Source organism: Gammaproteobacteria bacterium, from assembly GCA_015709695.1.
GTDB lineage: Bacteria > Pseudomonadota > Gammaproteobacteria > Steroidobacterales.
This window is the reverse complement of record CP054183.1, coordinates 738,654-751,857: the sequence shown is the minus strand read 5'-3', so window position 1 is coordinate 751,857 and position 13,204 is coordinate 738,654. Positions and strand designations below refer to the sequence as shown.

Annotated in this window: 12 protein-coding genes; 3 read left to right on the top strand and 9 right to left on the bottom strand. The window is 69.9% G+C overall.

The annotated features are described in order from the left end of the window. The first annotated feature begins 64 nt into the window (after nucleotides 1-64). From folD to HRU81_03445, 3 genes are read left to right on the top strand one after another with little or no spacing between them, the layout of a single operon-like run. The gene (gene folD / locus HRU81_03455; GenBank protein QOJ31237.1) at nucleotides 65-958 is read left to right on the top strand and encodes a bifunctional methylenetetrahydrofolate dehydrogenase/methenyltetrahydrofolate cyclohydrolase FolD; all 894 of its coding nucleotides are present in this window, start codon (nucleotides 65-67) and stop codon (nucleotides 956-958) included. Next, on the top strand, nucleotides 958-1,539 hold the full coding sequence (locus HRU81_03450) for a peptidyl-prolyl cis-trans isomerase (GenBank protein ID QOJ31236.1): 582 nt from the start codon (nucleotides 958-960) through the stop codon (nucleotides 1,537-1,539). The genes folD and HRU81_03450 overlap by 1 nt, the downstream gene beginning before the upstream one ends. Continuing rightward, entirely contained in the window at nucleotides 1,536-2,264 is a 729-nt protein-coding gene (locus HRU81_03445) for a UDP-2,3-diacylglucosamine diphosphatase (protein QOJ31235.1), read from the top strand. The genes HRU81_03450 and HRU81_03445 overlap by 4 nt, the downstream gene beginning before the upstream one ends. Here the strand turns inward: HRU81_03445 and HRU81_03440 are convergent. The 9 genes from HRU81_03440 to HRU81_03400 form a co-directional block, all read right to left on the bottom strand. Continuing rightward, on the bottom strand, nucleotides 2,247-3,491 hold the full coding sequence (locus HRU81_03440; protein QOJ31234.1) for a protein kinase: 1,245 nt from the start codon (nucleotides 3,489-3,491) through the stop codon (nucleotides 2,247-2,249). The genes HRU81_03445 and HRU81_03440 overlap by 18 nt on opposite strands. Before the next feature lie 46 nt (nucleotides 3,492-3,537). Beyond that, nucleotides 3,538-5,088, bottom strand: a complete 1,551-nt coding sequence (gene purF / locus HRU81_03435; GenBank protein QOJ31233.1) for an amidophosphoribosyltransferase — start codon at nucleotides 5,086-5,088, stop codon at nucleotides 3,538-3,540. A 12-nt stretch (nucleotides 5,089-5,100) separates the two neighbouring features. Then, a complete protein-coding gene (locus HRU81_03430; GenBank protein QOJ31232.1) occupies nucleotides 5,101-5,634 on the bottom strand; it encodes a CvpA family protein in 534 nt (177 codons plus the stop codon). A gap of 13 nt (nucleotides 5,635-5,647) precedes the next feature. Beyond that, a complete protein-coding gene (locus HRU81_03425) occupies nucleotides 5,648-6,295 on the bottom strand; it encodes an SPOR domain-containing protein (protein ID QOJ31231.1) in 648 nt (215 codons plus the stop codon). A gap of 25 nt (nucleotides 6,296-6,320) precedes the next feature. Further along, nucleotides 6,321-7,592: a bifunctional folylpolyglutamate synthase/dihydrofolate synthase gene (locus tag HRU81_03420; protein ID QOJ31230.1), complete on the bottom strand. Its 1,272-nt coding sequence runs from the start codon at nucleotides 7,590-7,592 to the stop codon at nucleotides 6,321-6,323. A gap of 4 nt (nucleotides 7,593-7,596) precedes the next feature. Continuing rightward, complete coding sequence (locus tag HRU81_03415; protein QOJ31229.1) at nucleotides 7,597-8,460, bottom strand: acetyl-CoA carboxylase carboxyltransferase subunit beta; 864 nt, start codon at nucleotides 8,458-8,460, stop codon at nucleotides 7,597-7,599. Nucleotides 8,461-8,487: 27 nt separating this feature from the next. Beyond that, complete coding sequence (gene truA / locus HRU81_03410; protein QOJ31228.1) at nucleotides 8,488-9,273, bottom strand: tRNA pseudouridine(38-40) synthase TruA; 786 nt, start codon at nucleotides 9,271-9,273, stop codon at nucleotides 8,488-8,490. Nucleotides 9,274-9,320: 47 nt separating this feature from the next. Continuing rightward, entirely contained in the window at nucleotides 9,321-12,053 is a 2,733-nt protein-coding gene (locus tag HRU81_03405; protein QOJ31227.1) for a hypothetical protein, read from the bottom strand. 103 nt (nucleotides 12,054-12,156) lie between these two features. Beyond that, entirely contained in the window at nucleotides 12,157-13,179 is a 1,023-nt protein-coding gene (locus HRU81_03400; GenBank protein ID QOJ31226.1) for an aspartate-semialdehyde dehydrogenase, read from the bottom strand. Nucleotides 13,180-13,204: the final 25 nt, after the last annotated feature.

The following is a 13,204-nucleotide window of genomic DNA, read 5'->3' as shown; positions in this document are numbered from 1 at the left end:
GCCGCGTCTGGTATGGTGTGCGCCCAATCCAACCTTCCGGCAGCAGGAAGCCCAGGCCCGCGCCATGCCCGCCCGACTCATCGATGGACGCGCGATTTCCCGGGAGATCCGTACGGAGATCCGCGCGCGCATCGAGGCACGCTGCGCCGCGGGCCACAGGGCTCCCGGCCTGGCGGTGATCCTGGTGGGCAACGATCCGGCCTCGCACATCTACGTGCGCAACAAGCGCACCGCCTGCGAGGAAGTCGGCATCGCCGCCCGGGACTACGATCTGCCGGCCAGTACCAGCGAGGCGGAGCTCCTCGCCCTCATCGCCAGGCTGAACGACGACCCGGCCATCGACGGCATCCTGGTACAGTTTCCTCTGCCCGCCCACATCAACGAGCCGGCGGTCATCGAGCACATCGATCCGGTCAAGGATGTCGATGGCTTCCACCCGTATACCGTCGGCCGGCTCGCCCAGCGCATCCCGATGCTGCGCCCGTGCACGCCATTCGGCGTCATGACCCTGCTGCGGCGGATCGGCGTGGAGCCGAAGGGTCAGCATGCCGTGGTCGTCGGCGCCTCAAACCATGTCGGTCGCCCGTTGGCGCTGGAGTTCCTGCTGGCCGGAGCCACCACCACCGTTGCCCACCGCTTCACGCGCGACCTGCCTGCCTGCGTGGGGAGCGCCGACATCCTGGCCGTGGCCGTCGGCAAGCCACGGCTGATTCCCGGGGAGTGGATCAGGCCCGGCGCGGTGGTGCTGGACATCGGCATCACGCGCCTGCCCGATGGCAAGCTCGCCGGTGACGTTGATTTCGCTTCCGCCAGCGAACGCGCCTCCTGGATCACGCCGGTGCCGGGGGGCGTCGGACCAATGACCGTGGCAACCCTGCTGCAGAACACGCTGAGCGCCGCCATCGCCGGCACCAGCCTGCTCGACGTGGCCCCGGGCAGCCGCGCCGGAGTAGCCTGATGCGCCCCTGCCGTTGCCGCCCGCGCGCCTGGTTGGCCCTGGCCCTGGCAATGCTCGGTGGCACCGTGCTGGCCGCGCCGCCGCGGGTGCGCATCGAGACCAGCGCCGGCAACATCGTCGTGCAGCTCGAGCCCGAACGCGCGCCACTCTCCGTGAAGAACTTCCTGCAGTACGCCACCGACGGCTTCTACACCGGCACGATCTTCCACCGCGTCGTCACCGGCTTCATCATCCAGGGCGGCGGCTACCAGGAGGACCTGACGCTGAAGCCGGCACGCCCGTCCATCGCCAATGAATCCGGCAACGGGCTGTCGAACCACCGCGGCACGATCGCCATGGCACGCAGTGCCGACCCCCACTCCGCCGATGCCCAGTTCTACTTCAACCTGGCGGACAACGTGACACTGGACCCCAAGCCCACCCGCTGGGGCTATGCGGTCTTCGGCGAGGTGACCGAGGGCATGGAGGTGGTCGATGACATCGGCCACCGCGCCACCAGCGTGCGCAACGACCTGGCCGATGTACCCGTAAAGCCGGTCGTCATCCGCAAGGTGGTGGTACTCCCGGACCCGGAGCCGTGACCGGCGCCCTGTTCGTCTCGGACCTTCACCTCGACGCCGGGAGGCCGCGTGCCACGGCCGCCTTCCGCGACTTCCTCGCAGGCGATGCCCGTGACGCCAGTCACCTCTACATCCTCGGCGACCTCTTCGAATTCTGGATCGGCGACGACGACGACCGGCCGCTGGCGCGCGAGGTGACCGGCGCGCTCGCTGCCTACACGCGTGCCGGCAACGCCTGCAGCGTGATGCGCGGCAACCGCGACTTCCTCCTCGGGCCGCGTTTCGCCGCCATGACCGGGGCGCGCCTGCTGCCTGATCCCTGCGTGCAAGAGGTCGGCGGCGAGCCTGTGCTGCTGATGCACGGCGACCTGCTGTGCACCGATGACCACTCGTACCAGCGCTACCGCAAGCGCATCAGCAATCCCTGGCTGCAGCGGCTGTTCCTTTCCCTGCCGCGGTCATGGCGACGCGCCGCCGGGGCCGAGGGCCGGCGGCGCAGCCGGCGTCATGCCATCGGCCGGCCGGCAGCGTTCATGGATGTCAATGCAGCGACCGTTGCCGATGCCATGCGCCAGGCTGGAGTCCGCACCCTGGTGCACGGCCACACGCACCGGCCTGCCATCCACCGGTTGGAGATCGATGGCAAGCCGGCGACCAGGGCGGTGCTGGGGGACTGGTACGAACAGGGCAGCGTGCTCGCCTGGTCGGCGACAGGCCCCGAGCTGCACTCACGCGCCTTCGGCTGAAGCCACGGCCAGGTTGGCGGGACGCCAGGCAAGGATCTCCTCGGCGGACTGGAAGCGGTCATCGGGCTGCTTGGCCAGCATGCGGTCGATGGCGGGCTGGAAGCGGGCCAGGGTACCTGGCAGGCGGGGCACCGGCGCCTCGCGGTGCTGGATGATGACCGCCATCGCCACCTCCCCGTCGAACGGCTTGGTTCCGGTCAGCATCTCGTAGAACACCACGCCAAGGCTGTAGATGTCGCTGCGCTGGTCGACGATGCTGCCATTGCCCTGTTCGGGACTCATGTAGTACGGCGTGCCGAAAATCGCACCGGTGCCGGTGATGCCCGCCTTGAACTGGGCCTGCTTGGCGAGCCCGAAGTCGATCAGCACCAGACTGTCATCCTCGCGGAACATGACGTTCGTGGGCTTCAGGTCCCGGTGGTAGATGCCCACGGCGTGCAGCGCCGCGAGCGCGCCGGCGATGACCCGCATCCAGGCGAAGGCCTGCTCGCTGCTCATGCCCGCGGTGATGCGCCGCTTGAGGCTGCCGCGGCTGCAGTACTCCATGGCGATGTAGGCATGGTCGTCGGCCACCCCGAGGTCGAAGATGCGCACGACGTTGGGATGGTCGATGCGCGCGATGAGCTCGTACTCCTGCAGGAAGCGGTCGAAGTGCTTGTCGGTACCGGCGTCCGGCACCTGGCGCAACACCTTGAGCACGGCAGTGCGGCCTCCGGCGCGTTCCCTCCCGAGATAGACCGAGGAGATGTCGCCCTCGCTCAGGCTGCGGACCAGCTCGTAGCCGGGCAAGCCCGGCACCGTCCCCGGCGCCGCTGCCGGCAGGCGCGTCCTGCCCGCCTCGTGGCCCTTGCCGCCCGGCAGTACTCCCTCCAGCGCCTCCACCAGCCGCGAGTGGCTCAGCGTCGCCTTGGCGATGTAGTCCTCGGCGCCGGCCTTGATGGCGGCGACGATCTGCCGCTCATCGCCGTTGCCGAGAAAGATCACCGGTGGAAAACGCGGCACACGACGCAGCTGGCGCAGCCAGTCCAGGGCATCGCCGTGAGCCGCCGGATGGCCGAGCAGCACGACATCACTGCCGGCGCCGGAGAACGCCAGCGGCAGCCGGCCGGAGATCACCGGGTCGTAGTACTGCAGCTCCGCAGCCGGCCAGCGCGCTGAAATGTGATGCCCCAGCAGCCGCCGGAAATCGGCATGGTCATCGATGATGAAGATGCGCGGCGCAGCCATGGCTGGCTCAGCGGCTACCGCAGGCGAGGCTGCGCATCAGGCGGTTTCAGGCCACACCGGCGCGCGGACGTGACGGGAACTCGTCGACTCCGGCGGCATCGTCGTCATGGCCGTCGTCGATGGCCTGCTCGCGCGAGGTCCGGGCATCGTCACAGCGCTCGGCCTCGAGCCGCGCCAGGTAGGCCGGGCTGACGTCACCGGTCACGTAGCGCCCCGAGAAGCAGGAGGTATCGAATTCGGCGATGTCGCCGTTGTCGTAACGCACCGCACGCACCAGGTCATCGAGGTCCTGGTAGATCAGCCAGTCGGCGCCGATGAAGCGCGCCACCTCCTCCTCCGAACGACCGGCGGCCACCAGCTCGCGGGTCACCGGCATGTCGATGCCGTAGACGTTGGGATAACGCACCGGGGGCGATGCCGAGGCGAAGTACACGCGGCGCGCACCGGCTTCCCGCGCCATCTCGATGATCTGCCGCGAGGTCGTGCCGCGCACGATGGAATCGTCGACCAGCAGCACGTTCTTGTCGCGGAACTCGAGGTCGATGGCGTTGAGCTTGCGGCGCACCGACTGCCGGCGCAGCGCCTGGCCGGGCATGATGAAGGTGCGGCCGATGTAGCGGTTCTTGATGAATCCCTCCCGGTACTTCACGCCGAGGCGGTGGGCCACCTCGAGCGCACTGGTACGGCTGGAGTCCGGGATGGGAATGACCACGTCGATATCGTGCTGCGGCCGCTCGCGCAGGATCTTCTCCGCCAGGCGCTCGCCCATGCGCAACCGGGACTTGTAGACGGAGATGCGGTCGATGATGGAATCGGGACGAGCAAAGTAGACGAACTCGAAGATGCAGGGGGTGTAGCTGCGCGGGCCGCCGCACTGGTGGCGGTGCAGCCGTCCGTCGGCCTCGATGTACACCGCCTCGCCCGGGGTAATGTCACCCACGAGGCGGAAGTCCAGCGCGTCCATGGCCACGCTCTCGGAGGCCACCATGTACTCGATGCCCTCCTCGCCGTTCCTCTGGCCGAGGCACACTGGACGGATGCCGTTCGGGTCGCGGAAGGCGACGATGCCGTGGCCGAGGATCATGGCCACCACGGCATAGCCGCCGCGGCAGCGCCGGTGCACGCCGGCCACCGCGGCGAACACCGCCTGCGGCGTGAGCGTCGCGCCGTTCTGCCGCTGCAGCTCGTCGGCGAAGACGTTGAGGAGTGCCTCGGTGTCCGAGCCGGTGTTCAGGTGACGCCGGTCGTTGTTCACCAGCAGTTCCTTGAGCTCGGTTGCGTTGGTGAGGTTGCCGTTGTGGGCGAGGCAGATGCCGTAGGGCGAATTCACGTAGAACGGCTGGGCTTCCGAGGAACTCGAGCAGCCGGCAGTCGGGTAGCGCGTATGGCCGATGCCCATGTTGCCCTTGAGGCGCAGCATGTGGCGTTCCTGGAACACGTCGCGCACGAGGCCGAGCGCCTTGCGGCTGTAGAGCGTGCCTTCGTGTTCGGTACTGATGCCGGCGGCATCCTGGCCGCGGTGCTGGAGCACCGTCAGCGCGTCATACAGCGCCTGGTTGACCGGCCGCTGCGCCACGATGCCGACGATGCCACACACGCTGAAGCGCTCCTAGGTACCGATCCGGCCGGGTAGCCGGTCCCCCGGCTGCGGGGTCGACAGCGATCCCGGCCTGTCGAGGCCGTGTTCCGCCACCTCTCGCAGGGCGTCGGCCACGGGCGCCGCATACGGTACCAGTTTCGACCCCTGCCACCAAGGTTCGCGGTCCAGTCCGGCCACGCGCAGCACCACCAGCACCACTCCCGCCAGCAGCACGCCGCGCGCGACGCCAAAGGCCATGCCGGCCGCGCGGTCGGGGCCGCCAAGCCGGCCGGCGTGCAGCGCCATGGATACCAGCCAGGTGAGGATGCCCCCCAGCAGCAGCACGCCAATGAGCACCACCAGTCGTGCGGCCCAGAGATCCAGCACCGGGCTCTCGATCCAGCGGGCCATGTAGGGCACCAGCCAGTCCGAATACCGTCCCGCCGCCCACACGGCCGCGATCCAGGTCGCCAGCGACATCGCTTCGCGGAACAGGCCGCGGAAGAGCCCTACCGCCGCCGATCCGGCGACGATGAGGATCAAGGCGTAGTCCAGGGTCGTCATCTTCCCGTATTCCTCATTGCGCCACGGGCTGCCCGGGGTGGCCTGCCGCGGCAAGACGTCCCGCCAGGGCAGTGGCTGACTCACGGCTGCCTGCAGGCCCCACGCGGACCCGGTGGAGCGTGCGGCCGCCGCTGGCCGAGGTGCTGAGTGATGCGGCAAAGCCCCGGGCCTTGAGCGTTGCCACCAGCTTGTCCGCGTTGCGCTTCTGGCTGAACGTGCCGACCTGGACCAGCCAGGTGCCGCCGGCCTCCGGGCGCGGGGCCGATGGAGCCGCGGCAGCGGCTACCGGGGGCTCCGCAGCCGCGACCTTCGTGGGCGGCGGCTTCACGACCGGGGGCGGCGGCTCCACGACCGGCGCTTCCGTCGGCGTCCCGGCGGGCTCGGCAGGGCCGGCTTGCACGGGCGGCGCGGCTGCCGGGGCCGGGCCCGCGGCGGGTGCAAGGGCCGGCGCGGGCGTGGCCGTCACGGCCGCTGCCGCAGTGGCATCCGGTGCGCGCAAGTCGAACGTGTGGGTGTGAAGCTCGTCGCTGCGCTGGCCGGGAATGGCGTCCGTGTCCAGTTCGCGCTGCGGTCCGCCATCGAGCACCAGCGGGCCGATAATGACGAGGGCAATCACCAGGACGGTTGCACCGATCATCCGCTCCTGCAGTTTTCGCTCCATGAAAACGCGCCCCCCAGGCCGGCCGTCAGTATATGCCAAGCCACCGGAGCGCGGGGCCGACCACGCGGAAGGAACCACAGACGACAATGCGGCCACCGGCAGGTGCCAGGGCACGCGCCTGCTCCAGTGCATCGATGACGGTGCCTGCGGCGACGACGTCGACGACAGCGAGGTCGCGCAACCTTGCAGCGATGCTGGCGCCATCGCGGGCGCGCGGATCGTCGACGCTGCAGGTCACCCAACGGCTGGCCAGGTCCCCAAGCGAGGCGACGAAGGCTTCCAGGCTCTTGTCGCCGAGCAGGCCGATCACCACGGTGGTATGCGCCGCCTGCGGCAACGTCGCCAGCTGCTCGCGCAGCGTCGCCACCGCCTGCGGGTTGTGCGCCACGTCCAGCACCCACTCGTGCTCGCGCCGCAGCAGCTGGAACCGTCCCGGCGGGCGGGCGGTGGCGATGATGGCGTTGACGGCCGCTGCCCCGGCAATGAGCCTGGCGTCATGCTGCTCGAGGGCGGCCAGCACCAGGCTGATGTTGCGCAACTGCGCGATCGTGCCCCCCGGCGGGTATTGCAGTCCTTCCAGCAGCTGGCGTTCGCCTCTCCAGGACCAAAGGGGCCTGGTGGCCGCCAGGCTGAAACCGGCGCCGGGGCTGCGCAGCCGGAGGCCGAGCCGCAAGGCCGCTTCCCGGACCGCTGCCGGGACCGGCTCGTCGCCGTACAGCGCGACACAGCCCCGCCGCAGGATGCCGGCCTTCTCGGCCGCGATCTCCTCCACCGTATCGCCGAGGAACTCCTGGTGGTCGAGACCCACGGTGGTGATCAGTGCATAGTCGGGCTCGACGATGTTCACGGCGTCGAGCCGCCCGCCCATGCCCACTTCGAGGACCCAGCAGTCGCAGGCGGCGTCCGCAAACACCAGCAGCGCCGCCAGGGTGCCGAACTCGAAGAACGTGAGCGGCACCTCGTCCCGAACCGCCTCGATGCGCCCGAACGCGGCCAGCAGGCTGTCGTCGGCCACGTCGGCGCCATCCACCCGGATGCGCTCGTTGTAGGTGATGAGGTGCGGCGAGGTGTAGACGCCGGTGCGCCGGCCGGCCGAGCGCAGGAAGGCCTCCAGCAGCGCCACCGTCGACCCCTTGCCATTGGTGCCGGCCACGGTGAACACCGGCCCGGCCGGACGCGGCACCGCGAGCCTGCCGTGGACCTCGCGCACCCGGCCGAGGTCGAGATCCATCCAGCGTGGATGCAGCGACTCCTGCCAGTGGAGCCACTCCTGCAGGGAACGCCGTCCGGGAGGCACGCGCTCAGCCCTCGGGGGGCGGGCGCTTCATCAGCTTGGCCAGCAGCGCGGCGATCTCCTCGCGCATCCGCCGGCGGTCGACGATCATGTCGATGGCGCCGTGCTCCAGCAGGAACTCGCTGCGCTGGAATCCCTCGGGAAGCGTCTCACGCACGGTCTGCTGGATGACGCGCGGGCCGGCAAAGCCGATCAGCGCCCTGGGCTCGGCAATGTTGATGTCGCCCAGCATGCCGAGGCTGGCCGACACGCCGCCGGTGGTGGGATCGGTCAGCACAGAGATGAACGGGATGTGCGCCGCCGACAGGGCTGCCAGCGCGGCGCTGGTCTTGGCCATCTGCATGAGCGAGAACAGCGCCTCCTGCATGCGCGCCCCGCCGCTTGCGGAAAAATTGATGAACGGCATCTTGTTGTCGCGGCTGTAGGTGGCGGCGCGGGCGAACTTCTCGCCCACCACCGAGCCCATCGAGCCGCCCATGAAGCGGAACTCGAAGGCACTGGCCACCACCGGCTGGCCCTTGAGCAGCCCGGTCATCGCCACCAGCGCGTCGTTCTCCCCGGTTTCCTTCTGCGCCTGGGCGAGGCGGTCCCGGTAGCGCTTGCTGTCGCGGAACTTCAGCGGGTCCTGCGGCAGGAGGCGCTCGGCGATCTCGCGGCCGGAATCGGCGTCGAGAAAGACCTCCAGCCGGCTGCGCGCCGACAGCCGCATGTGGTGATCGCACTTCGGGCAGACGTAGAGGTTGCGCTCGAGTTCGGCCCGGTAGAGCTGGGCCCCGCACTCGGGGCACTTGATCCAGATGCCTTCGGGGACGGAACGCGTCTTGCGTTCCGTCTTGATCCGCGAGGGCATCAGTTTTTCGAACCAGGTCATGTGGCGTGCATGATAATCAACTGGCGTTCACAGATCACCGGGGCGAAAGGCGGCGGGCCTGGGCACTTCCAGTTCGTCCGGGTAATGAACCTGGCTCAGGTAGAGGCCCGCGGCTGCGGCTGTCATGCCGGCGGCACGCCGGTCGCGGCCCGCCAGCACCCCGGCGAGCCATTCCGGCGCTGCCAGGCCACGGCCGATGCGCAACAGGGAACCGACGATGTTGCGCACCATGTGGTGCAGGAAGGCATTGGCGCGGCACTCCACCACCACCAGCGACCCCTCACGCCGCACCTCGAGCTTCTGCAGCTCACGCATGGGCGAGCGCGCCTGGCATCCGGCAGCGCGAAAGGCGCTGAAATCGTGCTCGCCAAGCAGCGCGGGCGTGGCTGCCCGCATGGCCGCCACGTCCAGCACCGAGCGCACCCACATGACGCGGTTGTGGCGCAATGCCGGGCGCGCAGGCTGGTCGAGGATCAGGTAATGATAGGTGCGGGCAAGGGCCGAGTAGCGGGCGTCGAATCCGCCGCTGACCTGCCGCACCCAGCCGACGGCGATCTCCGGCGGCAGCAGGCTGTTGGCGCCGAGCAGCCAGGCGCGCTCCCCGCGCAGCGCATCGGTGTCGAAATGGGCCACCTGCCCGAGCGCATGGACCCCGGCATCGGTGCGTCCCGCGGCGGCCACGGCGATCGGCGCGTCGGCGACACGGGAGAGCGCAGCCTCCACTTCCGCCTGGATGGAGCGCGCATGCTGCTGGCGCTGCCAGCCGCAGAACGGCGTGCCGTCGTACTCGAGGCCGATGGCCAGGCGGGGCATGCGGACGCGGGACCGGACCCGCTGGCGCCAGCGGCAGGCCTGCCCGCCTACTGGTCGAAGCCGTCGAGCAGCTGCCGTGCTTCCTGCCTCTGCGCCTGATCACCCTCCTCGAGCACCTCGTTGAGGATGCTGCGGGCACCATCGGGGTCGCCCATTTCGATGTAGGCGCGGGCGAGGTCGAGCTTGGTACCCACCTCGGTCATGGTCGGGTCCTCCGGGCGCCTCGCGGTGCTGAGGGCCTGGATGCCCGTGGAGGTCAGGTCGGATCCGGCGACGTCGGTCCCGCCGAGGTCGAGGTCGATGTCCAGCGCGGGCAGGTCGTCACTGGTGGCACTCAGGCGCTGCGTGGCCATGGTGTCACCGCTGCTGATCCCGGGCTGCTCGGCGGTATCATCCCCCGGCAACGTACCGGGGCGGCCATCCATCTCGGCCGTGCTTTCCTCGCCATCGCCGGTGCTGGCGCCACCGCTCAGGTCGAAATCCAGGCCGGAATCGCCACCCGAGGGCAGGGTTTCCTGCAGCCCGGTGGCCACGTCGCGTGCAGCCTCGTCGAGTCCGGTCAGGTCGAGGCCGAGGTCCTCGAGATCGATTTCCGCGGTCTGGTCGTGGTGCTCGTCCTCCGCCGAAAGCCCCTGCAGGCGCGCCGTGCCACCGATGCCCGGCGCCTCGATGGTCGGCGTCTCCATGGTGCGCCCCGCGGCGCGGGTCTGGATGGTCGGCGTCTCCATCGTCGACGACAGCTCCGGGCTCTCGACGGTCGGGGTCTCCATGGTGGAGGCCACACTCGGGCCGGGCGCCTCGATGGTCGGGATCTCCTGGGTCTGGGCAGAGCCCCAGGTCCGCGAGAGCCGGGTCGGCGCGTTCGCGTCGGCCTCCATGTCCGTGCCGCTCAGGTCGAAATCCAGCCCGGTGTCGGCGCCGCCGAGTTCCATGTCCACCGTGCCACTGCCCTCGCCGCCGAGCGCCAGGTCCATCTCCTCGGCACCTGGTGCAGCGGCCGCGGCGAACAGGGCCTCGCCCGGGCACAGCTGCTTGCCCATGATGCAGACGCGCTTCCAGTCGGGATCGTCCTCGGTGCCGATGCGCTCACGCAGGGCCCTGGCCTCCTTGAGGAAGCCCTCGCGGTTCTCCCAGCCGAAGTAGACATCGAGGAGCTTCAGCGGCAGGTCACGTCGCGACGGGTCGCGGGCAATGGCCGCGGTGAGGATGTCGGCCGCCTGGTCGTACAGGCCGTAGGCCACGTGGAATTCCGCCTCGGCCAGGGCGTCGGACTGGTCGAGGTTGACCGGTCCCTCGGTGCTGATGGTCTTCTCGAGCAGCGTCTCTTCATCGCCCCGTGGAGTCGCCCGGCGCTCGAAGCCGCCGGTTGCCTGGGGCCGCTCCTCGATGACGATCATGTCCTCGCTGCGTGTTGCCTGGGTCGCCTCGCCGGCATCGGAGCCGCGCCCCCGGCCGGTGGTCGGCTGCCAGGCCGGCACATCCTCCCGGGCCGAGCGACGACGCGCCAGCAGCAGCCCGCCAACCAGCACCACGGCAGCCGCGATCCACAGCCAGATGGACGTGAACAACTGGCCGATGGTGTCGACCAGCCCCGGGCTCTCGGCCGCCGGTTTCGTGGCAGGCGCCGGCCGCGCCCGCACCGGCTTCGCGGGCCGGGCGGGTTCGCTGGCCGCGGGCGCCGCGGGTGTTTCGGCCTCCACGGCCGGCTCCGGTGCCGGCGTGGGTGCGGGCTCGGCCGCTGGTGCCGGCGTGGGTGCGGGCTCGGCCGCTGGCGCCGGCGATTCCGGCTCCACGGCCACCTCGCCAGCCTGCTTCTCGAGGTCCGCGACACGCTTGCGCAGGGCCTGGAGTTCGGCGTCCTTCACCGCCAGCAGGCGGCGGCTCTCTTCCGCCTCGGCCGCCTGCTTCGCGCCTGCAGCCGCACTGGCGGCTGGGGCAGCGGGCGCAGCCGATTCCGCCGGCGGCGGCACGAGTTCCAGCCGCGCCGGCGCCGAGGCAGGCGCGGCTTCCTGCCACTCGCGGGTCTGGCGGCGCACTTCGGCATCGGCTTCCGCCTGGCCGAGCGCCGAGATGGCAGCCTCGTCGGGCAGCCGCAGCACCGCTCCGGCATTCAACCGGTTGATGTTGCCGGCGAAGGCTTCGGGGTTGGCCCGGTAGATGGCCATCATCACCTGGTTGATGTCCGCGACGCCCTGCGGTCGGTGGCGGTTGGCAATGCCCCAGAGGGTTTCGTTGCGCGCCACGACGTGGGTGCTGCCATCGGCGGCGCCCGCGGAAACCGCCGGAGCGGAGGTCGCAGGAGCCATGTCGGGGGTGGCCGGCGGCGGGGCCGCAGCCTGCGCCGCGGCGGCGGGTGCCTGGATCGGCTGGCGCACGGCGCCACCGGTGAAGGTGGGCGGATCCAGCAGCACCGTGTACTCGCGCAGCAGCCGCCCCTGCGGCCATTGCACCTCGAGCAGCAGCGTCAGGAAGGGCTCGGTCACCGGCTGGGCGGAGGTGATGCGGATCACGCCACCACGGGCATTGGCCGCGACCGCGAAGGACAGGTCGCCGAGGAAGGCCGGCCGCTGCAGCCCGTACTGCGCGAAGGTATCCGGCGACGCGAGACCGACGCTGAGGCCGGCCATCTCGCCCGCCGCCTCGGCGAACACCGGAATCTCAGCCGCGAGCGGCTGGTTCAGGTAGGACTTCGATTCGATCTCGCCGAGCCCGAGGGCGGCCGCGCACAACGGCAGCAGCCCGGCCAGCGCCACACCTGCGGAAGCGGGAATACGTGACATTACCGGACCCCGAAATTAGCTTCGCTTCCGCAACGTCATGCCGCTCGGAACCGAAGGCGCAACAAACGCTCGCAAACCCCTGAAATGCCGGGGTCACTATAGCCTAAAAATAATCGCGCACCAAAATCTCGGCAATCTGGATGCTGTTCAGGGCGGCACCCTTGCGGATGTTGTCGGCCACGACCCAGAGGTCGATGCCGCGCTCGCAGGAGATGTCCTGGCGGATGCGGCCGACGAAGACGTCATCACGGTGGGCGCCTTCGGTGACCGCCGTCGGGTAGCCGCCGAGCCGGGCCTCGTCGAGGACGGTCACCCCCGGCGCCCGCTCCAGCAACTCCCTCACCCTGGCTGCGGAGATCGGCTCGCGCGTCTCGACGTGCACGGCCTCGGAATGGCCGTAGTACACCGGGACGCGGACTGCGGTCGGATTCACCTGGATCGACTCGTCGCCGAGGATCTTGCGGGTCTCCCAGACCATCTTCATTTCTTCCTTCGTATAGCCGTTCGGCTGGAACTCATCTATATGAGGAATGACATTGAAGGCGATGGGCTTGGCCGCACCGTCGGTCTGCACCGGGCGATCGGCCAGCGACTCGCCCGCCTGCCGGCGCAGGGTCTCGACCGAGCGGCGGCCGGCACCCGAGACCGACTGGTAGGTGGCGACATTGATGCGGGTGATGCCCGCGGCATCGTGGATCGGCTTGAGCGCCACCACCATCTGGATGGTCGAACAATTGGGGTTGGCGATGATGTTGCGCGGCGGATACCCGGCAATGGCCTGCGGGTTGACCTCCGGCACCACCAGCGGCACGTCGGCGTCGTAGCGGAACTTCGAGGTGTTGTCGATGACCACGCAGCCCGCGGCGCCGGCGCGCGGCGCGTACACCGCCGAGACGCTGGCGCCGGCGGAGAACAGGCCGATCTGCACGTCCCTGAAATCGAACTGCGCCACGTCCTGGACCGGGAAATCCTCGCCGCGGAAGCGCACGCTCTTGCCCACCGAGCGCTCGCTTGCCAGCGGCACGAAGCGCGACACCGGGAAATCACGCTCCTCGAGGATGCGGATCAGGGTCTCGCCCACCAGGCCGGTGGCGCCGAGAACCGCAACGCTGTAACCCTTGCTCATGGACTCTCTCCGACTCGTTCCGGCC

Bases quoted from the DNA above. Each gene is read 5' to 3' on its own strand.
- folD (QOJ31237.1), top strand. From the start codon at position 65: ATGCCCGCCCGACTCATCGATGGACGCGCGATTTCCCGGGAGATCCGT.
- HRU81_03450 (QOJ31236.1), top strand. From the start codon at position 958: ATGCGCCCCTGCCGTTGCCGCCCGCGCGCCTGGTTGGCCCTGGCCCTG.
- HRU81_03440 (QOJ31234.1), bottom strand. From the start codon at position 3,491: ATGGCTGCGCCGCGCATCTTCATCATCGATGACCATGCCGATTTCCGG.
- HRU81_03430 (QOJ31232.1), bottom strand. From the start codon at position 5,634: ATGACGACCCTGGACTACGCCTTGATCCTCATCGTCGCCGGATCGGCG.
- HRU81_03425 (QOJ31231.1), bottom strand. From the start codon at position 6,295: ATGGAGCGAAAACTGCAGGAGCGGATGATCGGTGCAACCGTCCTGGTG.
- HRU81_03415 (QOJ31229.1), bottom strand. From the start codon at position 8,460: ATGACCTGGTTCGAAAAACTGATGCCCTCGCGGATCAAGACGGAACGC.
- truA (QOJ31228.1), bottom strand. From the start codon at position 9,273: ATGCCCCGCCTGGCCATCGGCCTCGAGTACGACGGCACGCCGTTCTGC.
- HRU81_03405 (QOJ31227.1), bottom strand. From the start codon at position 12,053: ATGTCACGTATTCCCGCTTCCGCAGGTGTGGCGCTGGCCGGGCTGCTG.
- HRU81_03400 (QOJ31226.1), bottom strand. From the start codon at position 13,179: ATGAGCAAGGGTTACAGCGTTGCGGTTCTCGGCGCCACCGGCCTGGTG.